Annotated in this window: 20 protein-coding genes; 6 read left to right on the top strand and 14 right to left on the bottom strand. The window is 27.5% G+C overall.

Going from position 1 to position 18,424, the window contains the following annotated elements; all coding sequences use genetic code 11:
• The first annotated feature begins 15 nt into the window (after positions 1-15).
• The 6 genes from AEBR_RS09500 (at position 16) to AEBR_RS09525 (ending at position 8,367) form a co-directional block, all read left to right on the top strand.
• Positions 16-1,566 (top strand): FecR family protein, encoded by a 1,551-nt coding sequence (locus AEBR_RS09500; protein ID WP_129086476.1) that lies wholly within the window; start codon positions 16-18, stop codon positions 1,564-1,566.
• Entirely contained in the window at positions 1,566-2,873 is a 1,308-nt protein-coding gene (locus AEBR_RS09505; protein WP_129086475.1) for a tetratricopeptide repeat protein, read from the top strand. The genes AEBR_RS09500 and AEBR_RS09505 overlap by 1 nt, the downstream gene beginning before the upstream one ends.
• Before the next feature lie 153 nt (positions 2,874-3,026).
• Entirely contained in the window at positions 3,027-4,580 is a 1,554-nt protein-coding gene (locus AEBR_RS09510) for a FecR family protein (protein WP_172658886.1), read from the top strand.
• 73 nt (positions 4,581-4,653) lie between these two features.
• Positions 4,654-6,609 (top strand): ribosomal protection-like ABC-F family protein, encoded by a 1,956-nt coding sequence (abc-f, locus tag AEBR_RS09515; protein ID WP_129086473.1) that lies wholly within the window; start codon positions 4,654-4,656, stop codon positions 6,607-6,609.
• Positions 6,610-6,647: 38 nt separating this feature from the next.
• A complete protein-coding gene (locus AEBR_RS09520) occupies positions 6,648-7,091 on the top strand; it encodes a GatB/YqeY domain-containing protein (RefSeq protein WP_129086472.1) in 444 nt (147 codons plus the stop codon).
• Positions 7,092-7,107: 16 nt separating this feature from the next.
• Positions 7,108-8,367 (top strand): GGDEF domain-containing protein, encoded by a 1,260-nt coding sequence (locus AEBR_RS09525; RefSeq protein ID WP_129086471.1) that lies wholly within the window; start codon positions 7,108-7,110, stop codon positions 8,365-8,367.
• Positions 8,368-8,756: 389 nt separating this feature from the next.
• Here the strand turns inward: AEBR_RS09525 and AEBR_RS09530 are convergent, their stop codons facing one another.
• The 14 genes from AEBR_RS09530 to AEBR_RS09595 form a co-directional block, all read right to left on the bottom strand.
• A complete protein-coding gene (locus AEBR_RS09530) occupies positions 8,757-9,299 on the bottom strand; it encodes a phenolic acid decarboxylase (protein WP_172658887.1) in 543 nt (180 codons plus the stop codon).
• Between the two features lie 19 nt (positions 9,300-9,318).
• Positions 9,319-9,747: a MarR family winged helix-turn-helix transcriptional regulator gene (locus AEBR_RS09535; protein ID WP_206732660.1), complete on the bottom strand. Its 429-nt coding sequence runs from the start codon at positions 9,745-9,747 to the stop codon at positions 9,319-9,321.
• A 112-nt stretch (positions 9,748-9,859) separates the two neighbouring features.
• Positions 9,860-10,630, bottom strand: coding sequence for a transposase (locus tag AEBR_RS09540; protein ID WP_129086470.1), 771 nt, complete (start codon positions 10,628-10,630; stop codon positions 9,860-9,862).
• A 123-nt stretch (positions 10,631-10,753) separates the two neighbouring features.
• The gene (locus AEBR_RS09545) at positions 10,754-10,903 is read right to left on the bottom strand and encodes a hypothetical protein (RefSeq protein ID WP_164969448.1); all 150 of its coding nucleotides are present in this window, start codon (positions 10,901-10,903) and stop codon (positions 10,754-10,756) included.
• Position 10,904: 1 nt separating this feature from the next.
• Positions 10,905-11,633: a hypothetical protein gene (locus tag AEBR_RS09550; protein ID WP_129086469.1), complete on the bottom strand. Its 729-nt coding sequence runs from the start codon at positions 11,631-11,633 to the stop codon at positions 10,905-10,907.
• On the bottom strand, positions 11,633-11,896 hold the full coding sequence (locus AEBR_RS09555) for a hypothetical protein (protein WP_129086468.1): 264 nt from the start codon (positions 11,894-11,896) through the stop codon (positions 11,633-11,635). The genes AEBR_RS09550 and AEBR_RS09555 overlap by 1 nt, the downstream gene beginning before the upstream one ends.
• A gap of 616 nt (positions 11,897-12,512) precedes the next feature.
• Positions 12,513-12,656 (bottom strand): hypothetical protein, encoded by a 144-nt coding sequence (locus AEBR_RS09560; RefSeq protein ID WP_164969447.1) that lies wholly within the window; start codon positions 12,654-12,656, stop codon positions 12,513-12,515.
• On the bottom strand, positions 12,640-12,792 hold the full coding sequence (locus AEBR_RS09565; protein ID WP_164969446.1) for a hypothetical protein: 153 nt from the start codon (positions 12,790-12,792) through the stop codon (positions 12,640-12,642). The genes AEBR_RS09560 and AEBR_RS09565 overlap by 17 nt, the downstream gene beginning before the upstream one ends.
• Positions 12,793-13,106: 314 nt before the next feature.
• Positions 13,107-13,385: a hypothetical protein gene (locus AEBR_RS09570; protein WP_129086467.1), complete on the bottom strand. Its 279-nt coding sequence runs from the start codon at positions 13,383-13,385 to the stop codon at positions 13,107-13,109.
• A gap of 67 nt (positions 13,386-13,452) precedes the next feature.
• A complete protein-coding gene (locus tag AEBR_RS09575) occupies positions 13,453-13,959 on the bottom strand; it encodes a hypothetical protein (RefSeq protein WP_129086466.1) in 507 nt (168 codons plus the stop codon).
• Positions 13,946-14,749: a hypothetical protein gene (locus AEBR_RS09580; RefSeq protein ID WP_129086465.1), complete on the bottom strand. Its 804-nt coding sequence runs from the start codon at positions 14,747-14,749 to the stop codon at positions 13,946-13,948. The genes AEBR_RS09575 and AEBR_RS09580 overlap by 14 nt, the downstream gene beginning before the upstream one ends.
• Positions 14,750-15,057: 308 nt before the next feature.
• A complete protein-coding gene (locus AEBR_RS09585; RefSeq protein ID WP_129086464.1) occupies positions 15,058-15,822 on the bottom strand; it encodes a tetratricopeptide repeat protein in 765 nt (254 codons plus the stop codon).
• A 266-nt stretch (positions 15,823-16,088) separates the two neighbouring features.
• Complete coding sequence (locus AEBR_RS09590) at positions 16,089-17,582, bottom strand: HAMP domain-containing sensor histidine kinase (protein ID WP_172658888.1); 1,494 nt, start codon at positions 17,580-17,582, stop codon at positions 16,089-16,091.
• Positions 17,582-18,403, bottom strand: coding sequence for a phosphate/phosphite/phosphonate ABC transporter substrate-binding protein (locus AEBR_RS09595; RefSeq protein WP_129086462.1), 822 nt, complete (start codon positions 18,401-18,403; stop codon positions 17,582-17,584). The genes AEBR_RS09590 and AEBR_RS09595 overlap by 1 nt, the downstream gene beginning before the upstream one ends.
• Positions 18,404-18,424: the final 21 nt, after the last annotated feature.

Genomic DNA, 18,424 nt, shown 5'->3' on the forward strand with positions numbered 1-18,424 from the left:
AAAGAGGAAGAGAACATGAAAAAGATACTGCTACTTTTAACAGTATGTTTTCTAACAACACTGTTTGGTTCAATAGGCTCTATATCAACAATAGAGGGAAAAGTAGAGATACAAAGACAAAATAGTCTTATTCAAGCACAAGTTAATAGTGAAATAGAGAGATATGACATTATTACTACTGGCAAAGACTCTATTGCTAGAATAGTTTTAAATGATAATACTTTAATTACTATTGGTAAAGAATCTGCACTTAATATTGAAGAGTATGTTTTTGATGAGAAAGATTCATCTAAAAATGAAACTAATTTCAATTTTTTTAAAGGTGCTTTTAAATCTGTTACTGGAAAAATTGGGAAAATCAATCCTTCTAAATTCAAACTAAAAACTAAAAGTGCCACTATAGGTATTAGAGGTACAACAATTATTGGAAACCAAGAGAGAATTATTGTTTTAGAGGGTTCTGTTTTAGTAACATCTCAAAACAAAAGTGTAATTGTTAATTCTGGGCAATATACTAATACTTTACCAAATCAAGCTCCAAGTGATGCACAAGACTATAATCAAGATCAAGAACAACCAATAAGTGAACAATTAGGAGAAGAGGAAAAAGAAGCAGAAGCAACTCTTCCTCAAACAGAAGGTGCAACTGATAATCCTTCAACTTCTAATGCCTCTTCTGTAGCTAATGATGTTCAAAATGATGCTCAAGATATAGCTAATACTCCTGCAGCATTTGATAGTGAAAGAGTTTATCCAACTAAATGGAACAAACCTTCTCAAGCAAGTGAGGATATATCTGGATTAAATCAATTAGAAGGATATAGTACTTCATATTCAGAAGGAACTTATTCAGCAACAGAAGATAACATTATAAGAGTATTTCTTGATAGTAGTCAAATTTTTGCACAAATAGGTAGTTATGAGTTAGGTACTAAAACTGAACCTGATAGTTACTACTATATAAATAGTGACTACTTTGGAGGAATTAATGAAGATAGAATTTGGATGCAAGCAATTCCTGATGTACTAAATACAGATGGAACTTATAGCGTAAACAATGATAATCATATTTCTTGGGGTTATTGGGGAAATAGCGCAGATATAAAAGGAACATGGGTTGCTGGAAATCTTATAACTATTAATAATTATGACACGAGTATAAATGTAAATTATTCAGGACATATGATTGGATATACAAAAGCGATAGGAGATCCTACTTTAAATACTATTTTATATGATAATAATAACTCATTTAATATGAATCTTAACCTTGGAGCTGGGACGAATGGTCAAGTCACAGGAACTTTCTCTTTTAATACTTCGAATAATGAAAGTTGGTCTGGAAGCTTTAACTCTACAACAAACGTTTCATCAGATAGGTTTTCAGCAACCATATCTACTCTTGATAAATCACCAGGAGTACTAGATTCTCAAAGTATTAGCAATTTAAATGGTAAATTTTATGGAACAGGGAATAATACAGTTCCTACAAGTGTTGGAGGAAACTTTAGTATTAATACAACTACAAATCAAGCCTTTGGTTCATTTATAGGAGATAGACAATAATGAAAAGAACAGTTTTAATAAGTAGTATAATAATCTCTACATTTTTAAATGCACAAGAGATAAAAACATCAACAGAGATTACAAAAGCCTTTGATTCAAAAAATTATGAAAAAGTTTATGAGACTTTAAATAAAAAAACAAAAACTGCAGTTTTAACATCAAATGAGTATTTTATTTTAGGTAGAAGTGCTTATGAACTTGGTAGATACAATGAAGCCATTTTAAACTACCAAATGATTTTACAAGAAGAACCAAGTAATAGAAGAGTCCAACTAGAAATTGCTCAATCTTATGAGAAACTAGGAAATCTTAGAGAGGCAAAAGAGATTTTTTTATCTGTTTTAGACACAAAAGTTCCTGCACAAGTAAAAGAGAATATTATCTTAAAACTCAATAGTATTGAGACAAGACTACAAAAAAGTGTACTTAAGTTAGAGACTCTTTTAAGCCTATCTTATGACTCAAATGTGAAAAATCAGGCAGATAAAGGGAGCTACTCTTTATATATTCCTGCATTTGGAGATTTAAATATAACAGATAATACAGAAAAAGAGGGAGATACACTTTCTGAACTTGTAGGACTTTTAACTCATACTTATAGAGTTAATAATAAAATCGATATTCAAAATAAATTGACTGCTTATACTCAAAGATATTTTAGTCACTCTGAAAATAATATCAATCTACTCTCTTGGGCTATTGAACCAAGTTATCAATTAGATAAATCAAAACTTTCAGTTGAATTGTATAAAGATTTTATCCAAGTAGGAAATAGAAACTATCAAACAAATACTTATTTAAAACCAAAAGTAACTTATAATCTTTCACAAAATTCAAACTATATTGCTTCGTTTAAATTAAATAAAAAGAGTTATTTACAATCATCAAATAAAGATAGAGGCTCTTATGAATACACTTTTGCAAACACCTACTCAATCTATGATGAAACTTATGGGTTAAACTCTTTTACCCTTGAAGTTGGTCTTAGCGATAGAAGAAAAGGTACAAGAACAGATGTAAACAATAGCTTTTATACTTTAAGATATGTAAATAGATATCCTCTTGAAGAGGGATTAGTATTAAGTAATTATCTTGAATATAAAGATACTTCATATAAAGATACAGATGTAAACTTTAGAACTAAAAGAGAAGATAAAAACTATTTTTATTCTATTGAACTTACTAAATCTTTGAAAAATAATATTTCAGTTGGTGGAAGTTGGCAATATATAAATAGAGAGTCAAACCATAAACCATTTGAATATGATAAGATGATTACAAAACTCTTTTTATATTATCCTTTCTAAAAATATTATTCTTTACTAAATATTCAATTAGTAAAGAATAATAATCTTTCTAATAATAATATTAATTAATAAAAGTAACCATTTTTTAACTATTTATTTAGTAATATAAATAAAATATCAAAAATAATAATTTATTATTACAAAAGAGAAGATATGCAAAAAATTTTAATCCTCTTAGGTGTATGTTTTCTAACAACACTGTTTGGTTCAATAGGCTCTATATCAACAATAGAGGGAAAAGTAGAGATACAAAGACAAAATAGTCTTATTCAAGCACAAGTTAATAGTGAAATAGAGAGATATGACATTATTACTACTGGCAAAGACTCTATTGCTAAAATAGTTTTAAATGATAATACTTTAATTACTATTGGTAAAGAATCTGCACTTAATATTGAAGAGTATGTTTTTGATGAGAAAGATTCATCTAAAAATGAAACTAATTTCAATTTTTTTAAAGGTGCTTTTAAATCTGTTACTGGAAAAATTGGGAAAATCAATCCTTCTAAATTCAAACTAAAAACTAAAAGTGCCACTATAGGTATTAGAGGTACAACAATTATTGGAAACCAAGAGAGAATTATTGTTTTAGAGGGTTCTGTTTTAGTAACATCTCAAAACAAAAGTGTAATTGTTAATTCTGGGCAATATACTAATACTTTACCAAATCAAGCTCCAAGTGATGCACAAGACTATAATCAAGATCAAGAACAACCAATAAGTGAACAATTAGGAGAAGAGGAAAAAGAAGCTAGTGGAACTGCCCCTAAGGTAGAACCTAATACATTAGATAAACCTAAAGAAGCTGATGATGTTGATAAAGAGAAGAAGGACGATGACACTAAAAATGATGCTCAAGATATAAAAGATAAAATAGATTTATCTATATTAAATAACCAAAGAGTTTATCCAACCCAATACAATAAACCAGAAAACTCTAATAGTAGCCCTTCAGAAGAGTTTAATTTTGAAGGATACCATACCTATTTAGGACCTGAAGATTATTCTGGAACAATTGAGTTAAGTAATAGTAATAGTGTATATGAAGCCGTTAAAACAGAGCAACACCATCTTTTGCCAACTATTACAACCTATGATACAAACACCTATTATGTCAATAGTGACTATTTTGGTATGCAATCAGAAAAAGGTTGGTTTCAAGCTATTCCTGATGTACTAAATGCAGATGGCACTTATAGTACAAATAGTGATAATGAAGTCTCTTGGGGTTATTGGAATGATTTAGATGGGCTAAATCGTACAATAAAAGGTACATGGGTTGCAGGAAATAGTATTAATCTTTCATCTCTTTCTGAATCAGGAGATATAAGCTTTTCAGGACATGCTATAGGATATACAAAGGCCATAGGAAATTCTACTCTAAATCCAATTTTATATAATAATAACAACTCTTTTAATATGAACCTTAATCTTGGAAGTGGAGCTTACACAGGAAATCTTAGCTTCAATACTGCAAATGGTGAAATTTGGTCAGCAAATTTTTCAGGTAATGATGCAAGTGGAGAGAGAAGTACATTTTATACTTCAAATGTTGGAGGAACTGGCGCAGGTGGAACAATAAGTAGTGGTTCAGTATATGGTCATGCTTATGGTTCTAATGGAACAATAAAAAGTGTTGGAGGAAATTTCAACCTTAGCACAGACTCAAACCAAGCTATTGGTTCTTTTATAGGAACTAGACAATAATAAAGATTTGTTCCTTTACTAAGTAGTATTTCGCTATCATTGGCAAAAACTTAGTAAAGAGAACAAAGATTTCATGGCATTAATAGATCTTCAAAATATAAATAAACAATATGATATAAAAGTAATTTTAAAAGATGTAAATTTCACTTTGACACAAGGTCAAAGAATAGCTGTTATAGGACAAAATGGTCAAGGAAAATCAACACTATTTAAAATAATAATGAATCAAGTTGAGCCAGATAGTGGTGAGATGGCAATCGACAAATCTATAAAAATAGAGATGCTTGATCAACAACCAAAATTCAAAGCAAACTTAAGTGTTAGAGAAGCTATTGAAGCTCAACTAAGTGAACTTAAAGAAGCAAAAACAGAATATGAGGATATTACTCATAGATTATCAACAGAGTATGAGAATGGAGAGTTGATAAAAAGACAGAGCGAATTAGCAACTTTTATTGAGTTTCACAATGCATGGGATTTGGACAATATGATTGAAAGAATCCTTATTGAGTTTCAGTTAAAACAGTTTGAATATAAAGATGTAAATCTTTTAAGTGGAGGGGAACAAAGAAGAGTAAGTTTGGCTGGACTTTTGCTAAAAAAACCAGATGTTCTTCTTCTTGATGAGCCTACAAACCATCTTGATGTATATATGGTTGAGTTTTTGGAAAGTCTTCTTTTAAGAAATAATTTTACTCTACTTTTTATCTCTCACGATAGATATTTTATTGATAATATTGCAACTTCTGTTGTTGAGATAGATGCTGGAGTTTTAAAAAAGTTTAATGGAGGTTACTCTTCATATTTGGAACAAAAAGAGCAGATGCTTGAAAGTATGCAAAAAGAGCATGACAATCTTTTAAGGCTAGTAAAAAGAGAAGCCCATTGGATGCAACATGGAGTAACAGCTAGAAGAAAAAGAAATGAGAGAAGAAAAGCAGAATATTTTGATCTAAAGAAAAAAGCAAAATCAAACCCAGCACTTATAAAAAAGATGAGCTTAGAGCTTCAAAGGGAGCAAAAATCTTTTAATAGTGAAGAGAAACAACAAAACAAAAAAAAGATGCTTTATGAGTTAGATAATATCACCAAATCTTTAGGGGATAAACTTTTAATAGAAAACTTTACAACAAGAATTCTGCAAAAGGATACGATAGCAATAGTTGGACCAAATGGAAGTGGAAAATCAACAATGCTAAAAATCTTTATGGAAAAACTCAAAATTGACTCTGGAAACTTTAAAAAGGGAGATTTCAACATTGGTTACTTTGACCAACAAAGAGATATGTTAGATGATGAAAAAAACCTTATGGAGACCTTTTGCCCAAATGGAGGAGATAGGGTTATATTAGATGATGGAAGATCAATGCATGTTTTTGGTTATCTTAAAAACTTCCTTTTCCCTAAAGAATATTTAGATAAAAAAATTGGTGTGTTAAGTGGTGGTGAAAAAAACAGAGTTGCCCTTGCCCTTTTATTTACTAAAAAAGTTGACTGTCTAATCCTTGATGAACCAACAAATGATTTGGATATTCCTACAATAAACATACTTGAAGAGTATCTTCAAAACTTCCAAGGTGCACTTATTTTTGTATCTCACGATAGATATTTTGTTGATAAAATTGCAAAAAAACTTTTTGTTTTTAAAGGAGATGGTAATGTTGAAGAGAGTTTTCAACCATATACAGAATATTTAGAAATTGAAAAAGAGTTAAAAGAGCTTTTTACCCTTGAAGAGGAGAGTTCAAAACAAGAGAATCTTCAAAAACAAGAGAACACTCAAAAAGATAAAAAACAAACAAAACTCTCTTATAAAGACCAAAGAGAGTATGATAATTTACCAAAAGAGATAGAAGAATTAGAAGAAAAAATTGAAGAGATAAATGGATGTTTATATAACCCTTCATGTTATGAACAAAAGGGAATCGTAGCCCTTTCAAAGGAGCTTGAAGATATTAAAGAGCTTTATGAACAAAAGGTTGAAAGATTTTTAGAGTTAGAAGAACTGGTTGAAAGCTTTAACTCTTAATAAGATATAATGGTACAAATATAAAGAAGGATTTTTAGATGAGTTTAAAAGAGCAATTAAAAGAAGATTTAAAAATTGCAATGAGAGAAAAAGATGTTGTAAAAAGAGACTCAATTAGAGCTATTAATACAATGATTAAACAGATTGAAGTAGATGAAAGAAAAGAGCTAAATGACCAAGATGTTATAAAGCTTATCCAAAAAGGAATCAAACAAAGAGAAGAAGCTGTTGCTCAGTATAAAGAGGCTTCAAGGGATGATTTAGTACAAAAAGAGCAAGAACAAATTGATGTTTTTAGTCTATATTTACCTGCACAATTAGGTGATGGTGAGCTTGAAGCTGGTCTTAGAGAGATTATCACAGCAGTTGGTGCACAATCAATGAAAGATATTGGTAAAGTTATGGGACAAGCATCAAAAAAATTTGCTGGTGTTGCTGATGGGAAAAGAATCAACGAAATGACTAAAAAAATATTAGGATAATATACTAGGACTAAAAATGGATTCAGAAGTTCAAAAAGTAGTAAAAGAGACTCTCTTAAACCTTCACAAAAAAGGTGTTTTGGCAACTCCAAATGAGTATAGAAAAGAGTTCTGTAAAGTTTCAAAAAAGTTTAATCTTTCAGTTGATGAGTGTGAATTATTTAAAGAATTAGTTGAGAAACTAAGTAAAGATGAACAACTCAATATTGATGAAAAAGAGATAAATAGCTTTGAAGATATTATACCCATACTTCTAAACAGAGTTTCAAAAGATAATATAAATGCACTGGCTGAACTTTTTCAACAATCAATTAAACCCTCTATTAGTATAGATATAGATGAAGACTTAAAAAAGTTTTCAGTAAAAATAGGAAACTCTCCTGCTCTCATTTTTGAAGATGACATTCAAAAAGAGATGCAAGAGTTTATTATAAAAAGATTTGAAGCTGACAAAAAAGTTGTAAAACAAAAGACCTCAGAGATTGCAAAACTATTAACTCTTATGGGACAATATTTCAATGATGCAATAAAAAGCAGTGGAGATGGTTCAAAAGAGGTATCAGATATCAAATCTCAAATCCAATCTATGGATATGGAATCACCAAGTATAAAAGCCTTAACAGAGTTACAATCAAAACTTATAGATGCAGCAAAATCAATAGAAGAAGAGATGAACTCTGTAGAGAAAAAACTCTCAACAGGAAAATCAGAAGTTGAGTCTTTGGAACTACAAGTTAAAAAACTTCAAGAAGAGCTTGAAAAGACAAGAGAAGAGAGTATAAGAGACCATTTAACAGGGGTTTTAACAAGAAAAGCCTATGAAGAATCTGTTAAAAAAATAGAGAATAACTTTATTCGCAATAATACCCAATATGCAGTTGTATTTTTTGATATAGATCACTTTAAAAAGATAAATGACACTTTTGGACATGATGCTGGAGATGTTGTATTATCAACTTTTGGAAAAGTATTAGAAAAAAATACAAGAGAAGTGGATGTTGTAGGAAGATATGGTGGAGAAGAGTTTGTAGCTATAGTTCACTTTAATCTAAAAAGAGAACTTCTTAAATACCTAAAAAGAATAAAAGCTATTATTCAAGAAAACAACTTTTTATATAAAAATAATAAAATTCACATTACCTTTTCAGCTGGTGTCTCTATTAGAAATAGTTACAATAGTTATGAAAGTACCCTCCAAAAAGCAGATATGCTTTTGTATCAAGCAAAAGAGGATGGAAGAAATAAAATCATCTTAGAAGATGGAACAATAATTTAATTTGGAAATGAAAGAATAGCAATAATCAAAGTCTGGATTCCCAAAAGTATCCAGATGATTTTGCTAGTATTATCATCAAAATATCTACTAAACTTTTGCCAAAGATTCATATTAATACCTCTTGTAATAATTTTACACTCTTTTTCAAAGAAAATCAAATAAAACTTACATACCCTATATTGCAAAGGAGAATGGGAAGTGTTTTTTTAAAATGATTATGAAAGAAGAAACATTCATATCACAAACCCTAGCCAAACTCTCTATATCTTGGTTTTGTTTATAGTTATCATGAAGTAGTTTTAAAGCCTTTGCAATTTTCGATTCGTTATTTTATTACAAAAACATTTTGTGAAGTATTTTTGCATGATCTCCTATGATTTGATACGATACTATTTATTAATACGTTTATAGTCTTTTGAATAATAGTTTCCTTTTTTAATATCATCTATCATCCCGTCATATGGAGCTTCAGAAATCACATCGTTATTATTTTTGCCAGCATTACCCATATAAGTGATAGTTGCAAATTCTGGAACTACATATTTGGGATAAGTTTCATATTTATTTCTAGATTCTTCCATTAAATCAATATGTTCATTTTGATAGCAAACAGTGATTTCAGGATGCTCATGAACCCATTTTGGGAAAAAGATAACACCATGTAATTTACCTTCATTTGGCATAAAATCTAAGGCTACATCTGTTCCTGTAGGCTCTGTCCAAGTGATTTTAAAAACACCATCTGTCAATTTAACTATATCAGCTTTCTGATCTGTTACCCATCTACCTGCAACCATACCTCCATGAATACGGTAGTCTACTGTATTTTCATTTTTTGCATACCATTCATATTCCCAGCCATTGTCATATGTATATATAAAATGTGTTCCTATAAAATCTTCTAAATCTTTGAATGTTTTTTTGATTTCCATTTGTAATTCCTTTTATTAATTATTTGTCAAAATTTAATGACACTTCTTTTAGATTTTTATTTACCCTCTCCAAATATTCTATAAACTGTTCTTTCTCTTTGTTTGTAAAATTATTTAATGCAAGGTTTGATAATGTATTAAAAGCTTTTTTAACATATCTAGCTTCCTCTTTCCCTTTTTCAGTTAAAAAGACATATAAGGATCTGCGATTACCATCTTTTGTTTTTCGTTCGATCATCCCACTTTTTTCCATGCGATATAACAGGCTTGTAACTGTTGCGGGCTCAATTATGCAAGCCAATGCAATTTCTTTTTGTACGGAACCATTATGTTCATATAAGTACTCTAGAATTTTGGGTTGACCTGAAGAAAGTTCTCGATCTGCTAGCTGTTCATATACCTTTTTTGTAAATAATAAGTGATTTTCCACCATTAATTTATGATACACAATTGTCTCCTATCTTTTAATACAATTAGAATTATAATAGTTAGAATTCTAATTGTCAAGAGTTAGTAGTTAGTTAGTAGGGTCTTAGTAGGGTCAGGTGATAACAATAACATTATCCACCAAATCTTTTTATTATTCTATTTACTGCTGGTTGAGATATTCCTATAGTTTTTGCAATTAAATATTGAGAATATCCCTGATTATATACTTCTACTATATATCTATTTCTTATTTTCTTATCACTAATTCCATAAAAAACTTTTTTTAACTTTTCATTATCTATTTCTTTATTAATATCTGGTGCATCAACTAAGCTTGATGCTTTTTTAAGTTCTAATAAATCCTCTTTATCAATTTCCAATGAAAAAAAATCTTCTATCTCCTTTATATTTTCTTTATATGTTTTTACTATCCATGAATTTTCTAAATATTCGGGTACTTTATCTTTTTTAAAAAAATAGAAACTTGAGCTATATGGATAATATTCTATTTTCTCTACCATTTTTGCCTTTATTGGATTTTGTTCAATATATCTCATCAAAATATAAAGATAAGCTTCATTTGTCACATACCATGACTTAAATCTTCCTTGCCACAGATGTCCTACTCTTTTATATTTTTTATTAAAATAAATTGCATAAGTAGCATTTAAGTATCTCATAAATTTTGAAAGGTTTTCCTCTATTAATTCAATCAAAAGATGGTAGTGATTACTCATTATGCAATAATTGTGCAATTTTATATTAAAGTTCTTACATCCCCTAGATAATAAATCTATAAAATACTCAAAATCATCCTTATCATAAAATACTACTCTTCTCTCTACTCCCCTATTTATTATGTGATAATATCCTGCAATCTCTATTCGTGGTCTTCTTGCCATACTCTCACCTTATATTAAGATAAGATTATTTTAGCTTAAGTTCTTTTTATAATTAAATTAATTACATTTTGCAATATAAATTCTTCTCTTACTTGTTATTATTATCCCTTGACTCCTATTTTTCTATTTTTTATCGTTATCACCTGATCTATTTTGTTGATTCAAATCGCCAGTTGTCACTTTTTGAAAATACTTACTCTCTAAAGTTAAATAAGAAAACTCGGAGATTAAACCATATTCTAAAGTATTGGCCATAGTTGGTTTTATTGCCATCTTATAATCCTTTTATATCAAATAGTTGATTTTTGCAATCTTCAAATGTTATTATTGGTTTAGTGCCAAACATAGGAGCACCTCCTCCACCGCTTATAAGCATTAAAATACCACCTCGAAATAGATTCATAATATAAGGGGTTCCAACACGAATACTTGGAGCTACTGCTATAGTTTTATTTTTTTTAGTATCAATAAATTCAGCTTGAGATTTAAATATCTTAAATCCTAAAAGTGTATCATCTTCAGAGTCAACAAGTTTATATATATACCTAGCCTCTGATTTTTCAATAATCTCATAATCTTTTTTTGAGTTTGGGTCTAAATATACTTTAGCAATTAAATTTTTTTTATCTTTATATAAAGGATTTTTAGTTCTTGCTGTATATTCTACATAATCACGAACTTTATCTGCATATGTTTTTTTGTAGAACTCCATATTATAGTCATCTAAATCTATATAGCCTCTAGTTAAACTAACTCCTATACTCTCAATCTTTCCATCTTTATCTTTCTCAGGCATTTCATAGATAATAGGCTTAGTTGTATAAGATAATACTTTCAGTATCCCGTTTGCAGCAAATATATCCCAAAAAGGGAAGAAAATCACTATTACTAAAACAATGATTGAGTTTAATCTTTTTTTAAATAGTTTTAAAACCCATTTAAATAATATAAATCCGATAACTACATAAATCATGTAAATAGGAATAATTATTAATCCACTCATTAAGCTACCTTTCTTTCATCATGAAATCTATTATTAAGCACCCTATTTTTTTCTAGATCAAGGCTTGAAGATAAAATCTTGTAGGAGCTTAGTAGACTAAGTGAGTAAAGATTTTTTCTTTGTAACGAAGAAGTAGGAACAAAGAAAGTGTGTAATAATAGATTTTCATTATTTGCTTCTAAAGACTTATAATACGACCCATTACTATCTTTTGAGATTTTTAATTCATTTTTATTCATATGATTTTTAATTTTCACCTTCATAATTTCTTATTTCCTAAATATTTATAAAAAGTAAAACTTATAAAATAGCATAAGGTTGTTATCGTTATCACCTGACCCCTATTTTTATAATGCACTAAATAAAGTCCAAGTGTAAATATTAAAAAAATTGTTAAAACTGTCAAAATTATTTTTCTATACTTTTTCAAAACTTCTCTTTTTTATACTTATAATTTCTTATTTCCTAAATATTTATAAAAAGTAAAACTTATAAAATAGCATAAGGTTGTTATCGTTATCACCTGACCCCTATTTACTTACGCCACCTTTCTTTCATAAAATCTATTATTAAGCACCCTATTTTTTTCTAGCTCAAGGCTTGAAGATAAAATCTTGTAGGAGCTTAGTAGACTAAGTGAGTAAAGATTTTTTCTTTGTAACGAAGAAGGAGAAAAGAGAGTGTTTAATAATAGATTTTCATTATTTGATTCTTGAACTTTATAATATGACCCATTACTATCTTTTGAGATTTTTAATTCATTTTTATTCATATGATTTTTAATTTTCACCTTCATAATTTCTTATTTCCTAAATATTTATAAAAAGTAAAATTTATAAAATAGCATAAGTTTGTTATCGTTATCACCTGACCCCTATTTTAAGACATATATCCACTAAAAGAAGCTAATGCAAAATCACTAGAACCATTTTTGCTTAAAAAAGTTATTTCTTCATTATCTATACCAACTGATAGATTTTTTTCATAGTCTTCTATCTTTTCAATATTAGTAGTTCCAGTCATATTCATCTCCTTTTAATATTTCTTTTTCTATTAAAATCTGTTTAACCTGTTTAATTGTTTCATCTTGAAGAGGAGTTAAACTTACAAAAAAGCAAAATCTTTTAAAAAAACCAGCTTTCTTTTCTGTAAAATTCAATGTACCAAATACATATCCTTTTTTACTATGAATTATTTTTAAATCTTTATATTTAATTTTATTAATATAATTTTTCCCAAATATTGACCAATATTTTATTACATTAAATTTTGTAAAAATTACTCGTTTAAAAAAAATCGTATCAAGAAAAACAAATGTAAAAAGTAAACAACACATTAAACCTATAATAAACATCAATAAATTTATATAAAAAATAATAAAAATAGAACTAAAATAAATTGAGAATATAAAAAAAGATAATATAAAAATTCTCCAACCTAAATTATATTCTAATGTCAAAATAATATTATTTTTCATGCTACTTTCCTTTTAAGAGTTTTATAAAAATTATTCATATCTCCATCTAAGAAATTAAAAGCTTGTAGGTCTTCTTTTGAATACTCTGTAAGATTTGATACATCATCCAAACTGACATTATCACCTGTTATCTCTATATTTGTTACTGTTTTTGTATTATCATAAGAGATTGTAAAGTCATTATTTGATTTTTGAACTTTATAATATAACCCATTACTATCTTTTGAGATTTTTAATTTATTTTTATTCATATGATCTTTAATTTTCACCTTCATAATTTATTATTTCCTAAATATTTATAAAAAGTAAAACTTATAAAATAGCATAAGGTTGTTATCGTTATCACCCGACCCCTATTTTTAAAGTTAAACTTCCATTATCACTTTTTTCATACCAATTACCATTTTCAAACTTATGTGTTTGTGTGTCATATGGGTCAAATTCTAATTTTCTATATTCTTTATTTAGGAAAGTTTCTTTTGTGAATGTTCCAACTTCATAACCTATTCCTAAAGAGATTAATTTAAAAATTTTCGATTGAGGAAATAAACTAGACACAAGCATAACTGCACTTGCACCAGAAAAAGTACCTGCAACAGAGGACATAAAACCATTATATCTTCCATTTATACCAGAATCAATGGCATCTATTATTGCTACTTTATTACTAAAATAACCTAGCGTTTTTCCAATCACTGGGTCAGAATTAAATACAGCTGCTATATCTGAACCATTTCCTATATACCCGTAGACATCACCAAAAGTACTACCTACACCGTTTGTGTTACCTTGTAGATTATCTATATCTAAATAATCTTTTTCGTATAAATCATTTTCAGTAATTGACATAATATTTTCCTTTAATATACTCTAAGCAATCCAACAAAATTTTTATTAAAATGATAAAAAATGATAAAATTGAAATAAAATAAATCAAAATCAGACTAAAATGAATAGCATATGCAGTAGGAAATCCATAAAATATTTTTTCTCCTAAATAGAAATTCTGTTTATTTAATAAATATACTATCAATCTATTTAGAACAAAAACAAAAAGGAATAACAATATTTTACTTCCTAAAGCATCTACTTCATCTTTAATAATAGAATAATATCTATGAGGATTTTTTATAAAATATGCTATTAATATTATTAATATAAATACACTAAAAACAAATACCCAAGAAAAACAAACTTTAAAAGATAAAGGATTGAAAGTATATTTTTCAAAGTTGTGATAAAATACTTTAAAATATGGTTGTATATAAGGATATAAAGAGCTGATAAATTCATCTTTATAAAGTCCTGTAATAGTAAAGATAAAGCCAAATAAAATAGAGATAAAAAAACCATAATAAAAAAGTCTAGCTTCAAATCTAAAAGCATCTAAGCTTTTATATTTATTTTTATCAATCATTTTTTGTAACTCGGGGTCTTTTAAATTATTATCAAGATAATACTTATGAGTTAAACTTTTCTTATACTCTTCTATCTCTTTTCTTCTCTCAATTCTTTCAGCTCTAGTTTTATGTCTATATTTATGTGCTCTTTTTATTAAAAATTTTGATGCAATTATTTTTTGCTCAATTAATATAACAAGAACAATCATTAAAATCCAAAATATTAAAAAATATGCCATACTATTCCATTATGTAATTTATTGCTTTCATAATTTCTTATTTTCTAAATATTTATAAAAAGTAAAACTTATAAAACAGACTTAACTTATAATGCTACTTTATAAATATAAAAAAATAATTGAAAAATATACAAGATTTAAACTTAAAAGTAATAAAAATGTAAATAAATAATAAATAAAAAGTAACAATAATTGTAACATACGTCACATAATAGAGATTATATAAGATTTATAATTTATTATCTTATTATAATAGATTTAATAATTTTTTAAGATATAGATAAATAGTTAGATTTATATCATTTAGATTAATTAGATTTAGTTATAACTTTCTCTTTTGATTTGAGATACTCTTGATTTGAAGTGGTATCAACTTTTTGATAGAAGTTTTCAAGTTGTATGCATGCTTTTTTATACTCTTTGCTACATAGATTTTTATAGATATTTTCAGCCATATAAAGGTTTTTTTCTACTACTTCTCCTACTTGATTAAAGTAGCCTAACATTAGACAACTTTCATCTCTTTTCCCTTTTTCACAAGCACTATAAAAAAGTCTATAAGCTCTATATTTATCCACACTTACTTTATGTTTTCCTTTATAATAGATAAGGGCAATTTGTGAACACGATTGATAGTCACCTTTTTGACAAGCTTTTTGCAAATAATTTACATAGTTTTTATCATCTTTATAAGTTTTGTAATGTATTGCAGAAGCTAAAAAACAGGCATCTGAAATATCATTGTTACAAGCATACTCTAAATATTTTAAAGCATTTGGATGATCTTTCTCTTTTAAAAAAAGATACCCAACATAATAACAAGAGGAATAATCATTAAGATAGCAACTCTTTTTATAAAACTCTTTTGCATAGCTTTCATTTTGTTCTATAATATTTCCATCCAAGAACATATTAGCTATTTCACTGCAGTTTGAAATATCACTGTTGCAAGATTCACGAAAAAGTTCAAGTGCCTTTTTTTCATTTCCTATTTCATATTGTTTTAATGCTTCGTTAAAATAACCAGCAAACAGTGAGTTAAAAAAAATTATAACAAAGAATATTTTTTTCATTATTTATTTGTAACCGATTTCAAAATTTAGACTCTCTTTTATTTGATTTATATAAAAAATAATTTTCTAAATATATGAAAATTTAACTTTAATATCACCTAAAAAAAAGAATTAAAATGGTAGTAATTATAAATATAAATTAAAAATACATTTTATAAACATAGAATAAATTATATTATTATTTTATTAAGATTTTTATCATTATATGATGAATTTGAGTATTATATAATCTATAATCTCAAATTCTATAAAAATATATGAAAAGTTTAGATTGGCAAAATTATATAAAATTTTGCTCCTTTGTAGTTATGATTGTTATACTCTATATCCTCATTTTTAACAATGATTTCTCCCAAGAAATGTTCATGAATAATTTTTGTACTCATATACAATCCTATACCTGTACCTTGACTTTTATGTTTTGTAGTAAAGTATGGATCAAATATTTTATCTATAATATCTTCTTGTACTCCTCCTGCATTGTCTTGAAGAGTGATAAATATCTGGCTATCTTCTTTATAAAAAGTGACCTCTATAACTTTTTCATCAAGATTTTTTTCATTTAAAATATCTTTTGCATTGTTTATTATATTTATAAAGACTTGAGTTAATTCATTCATTATCCCATCTACAAAAAGTTCCTCTTTAGACTCGATTATATTTAGAGTTATGTAGTGGTTTTTTAAAGAAGCTGAGACTATATCAATAGCTTTATTAAAACTATCCAATACTTTGAAATGCTCTTTTTCTGGATTATCTTTCATAAAATTTCTAAAATCATCAATTGTATTACTTAAATAATTTGCATATTTAATCACACTATTTGCAGTCTCATTTATATCTCTTTCTTCAATCATTTTTAGTTCATTTTTTAGTTTTAGGCTACTTAGTTGTACTGTTATTGCATTTAGTGGTTGTCTCCATTGATGGGCAATATTATTTAACATTTCTCCAATTACAGCCATTCTTGTTTGATGTTTTAGAAGTAAATCTTGTTCATAGTTTTTTTCTAACTGTGATTTTAGTTTTTTAAAAAGTTCCTTCTCTTTTTTATTTGAAAGTTTTAAATCTTTTATATTTTTTTCTATATTTGTTGCCATAAGATTAAAAGAGTTTTGTAATTCAAAAGTCTCGTTACTATCACCTAAATCTATCCTTTGGGAATAATCACCCAATGCAATAGCATTTGCTGTGTGAGTTAGTTTAACAAGGTTTTTTATTATCCATTTGCTAACTGTTATAAGTAGTATTGCAGAAAGAATTAACTCAATCATTGCAATTATAATACTTCGTACTATCATCTCTTTTTTAGCTTGAATATAAAATTTTGTAGATAGACCCAAATAGACTTTTCCTAGCGTTTGAGAAGCAAGAGTTATTGGAATATTTGTATCAAACCTCTCATCTTCTAATGAGGTCGAACTAAAAGGATCTAGCTCTATTTTTGGCAAAACATCACAATTTATCCAGCCAAGAGAGGAGATACAGTTGTTATTATTATCAACAACAATCAAATAATCAATAGTTGAAATAGCTTTTGTCTCTTTTAGTATTGCATCTATTGTTGCATAATCCATTTGTACAATTGGAGCAGCAAGGGCACTTTGCAAAAGTATCTTTTGTTCATTGAGTCTTATGTGAGTCTGTGTTGATAAATTATTTTCTAACTGTATTACATTTTTTATTACCAATAGTGTAAGCATTAAGCTCTCTATTAATAGGCTGGCAATTACCCATTTCCATGCTAATGATATCCTCATTAGTTATATAACCTATGGATTGTTTTATCTACAATCTCACCTAGATTATCTAAATCATTTGGAGCCATTTTTTTAAATCCTTCAAGTTTTGTTATCTTTAGATGATTTTCACCTTCGCTAGATTTTGAAAAAGCATCAAGTGCTTTTTTCCATTGTTCTAAAGTGATACCATTTTTATCCTTTGCCAAGAAAATTCTGCTTGGTTTTGGCTCACTTTGATATATTACAGTAACTTTATCTTTTAACTTATCAGTCATAAGTTTTATATAGTTTGGCAAAGAAATAATTATCATATCCGCATGATTATTTAGAAGTATAGATATTGAACTATCTGTAGCACTTGTATAGGTATATTCCACTTTTTCCCCCTCTTTAAATCCTTGTTTATCTAACCAATCTTGTGCATCTAAAGTTGGGAAAGAGACAGGATCAAGTCCTACAACATGTAAAGGTAATTGTGTACTTTTTAAAATATCTTTATCTTTTGATAAAATAATAGTTGATAAACCTTTTTTATAGGTCATCAAAGGAGTATAAGAAGCCATTTTTTGAGCAAGAACCGCAAGATTTGGTGATGTCAAAATTAGGTCATAATAACTTCCTTCATTACACCTCATTGAAAATTCACTAAAATTTTTTGCTGTCAAAATCTCTACAGGTCTTTGAAAATATTTTTCTAAAAAGACTCTTAAATCTTGATGTAATTTTAAAATAACTCTAGTTGAAGAGTGGGGTGCGATTCCAATTATTATTGGATTAATTTGCGAACCAAAACAACTTATGGTAAAAAGAATTGCAAGAGATAATAATCTTATTTTCATATCATTTATACCCTACTTTGA

This window comes from Halarcobacter ebronensis (genome assembly GCF_013201825.1).
GTDB lineage: Bacteria > Campylobacterota > Campylobacteria > Campylobacterales > Arcobacteraceae > Halarcobacter > Halarcobacter ebronensis.

Excerpts from the sequence above, each read along its gene's own strand:
- AEBR_RS09500 (WP_129086476.1), top strand. The coding sequence starts at position 16 with ATGAAAAAGATACTGCTACTTTTAACAGTATGTTTTCTAACAACACTG.
- AEBR_RS09505 (WP_129086475.1), top strand. The coding sequence starts at position 1,566 with ATGAAAAGAACAGTTTTAATAAGTAGTATAATAATCTCTACATTTTTA.
- AEBR_RS09510 (WP_172658886.1), top strand. The coding sequence starts at position 3,027 with ATGCAAAAAATTTTAATCCTCTTAGGTGTATGTTTTCTAACAACACTG.
- abc-f (WP_129086473.1), top strand. The coding sequence starts at position 4,654 with ATGGCATTAATAGATCTTCAAAATATAAATAAACAATATGATATAAAA.
- AEBR_RS09520 (WP_129086472.1), top strand. The coding sequence starts at position 6,648 with ATGAGTTTAAAAGAGCAATTAAAAGAAGATTTAAAAATTGCAATGAGA.
- AEBR_RS09525 (WP_129086471.1), top strand. The coding sequence starts at position 7,108 with ATGGATTCAGAAGTTCAAAAAGTAGTAAAAGAGACTCTCTTAAACCTT.
- AEBR_RS09530 (WP_172658887.1), bottom strand. The coding sequence starts at position 9,299 with ATGGAAATCAAAAAAACATTCAAAGATTTAGAAGATTTTATAGGAACA.
- AEBR_RS09540 (WP_129086470.1), bottom strand. The coding sequence starts at position 10,630 with ATGGCAAGAAGACCACGAATAGAGATTGCAGGATATTATCACATAATA.
- AEBR_RS09545 (WP_164969448.1), bottom strand. The coding sequence starts at position 10,903 with ATGGCAATAAAACCAACTATGGCCAATACTTTAGAATATGGTTTAATC.
- AEBR_RS09550 (WP_129086469.1), bottom strand. The coding sequence starts at position 11,633 with ATGAGTGGATTAATAATTATTCCTATTTACATGATTTATGTAGTTATC.
- AEBR_RS09555 (WP_129086468.1), bottom strand. The coding sequence starts at position 11,896 with ATGAAGGTGAAAATTAAAAATCATATGAATAAAAATGAATTAAAAATC.
- AEBR_RS09560 (WP_164969447.1), bottom strand. The coding sequence starts at position 12,656 with ATGACTGGAACTACTAATATTGAAAAGATAGAAGACTATGAAAAAAAT.
- AEBR_RS09570 (WP_129086467.1), bottom strand. The coding sequence starts at position 13,385 with ATGAAGGTGAAAATTAAAGATCATATGAATAAAAATAAATTAAAAATC.
- AEBR_RS09575 (WP_129086466.1), bottom strand. The coding sequence starts at position 13,959 with ATGTCAATTACTGAAAATGATTTATACGAAAAAGATTATTTAGATATA.
- AEBR_RS09580 (WP_129086465.1), bottom strand. The coding sequence starts at position 14,749 with ATGGCATATTTTTTAATATTTTGGATTTTAATGATTGTTCTTGTTATA.
- AEBR_RS09585 (WP_129086464.1), bottom strand. The coding sequence starts at position 15,822 with ATGAAAAAAATATTCTTTGTTATAATTTTTTTTAACTCACTGTTTGCT.
- AEBR_RS09590 (WP_172658888.1), bottom strand. The coding sequence starts at position 17,582 with ATGAGGATATCATTAGCATGGAAATGGGTAATTGCCAGCCTATTAATA.
- AEBR_RS09595 (WP_129086462.1), bottom strand. The coding sequence starts at position 18,403 with ATGAAAATAAGATTATTATCTCTTGCAATTCTTTTTACCATAAGTTGT.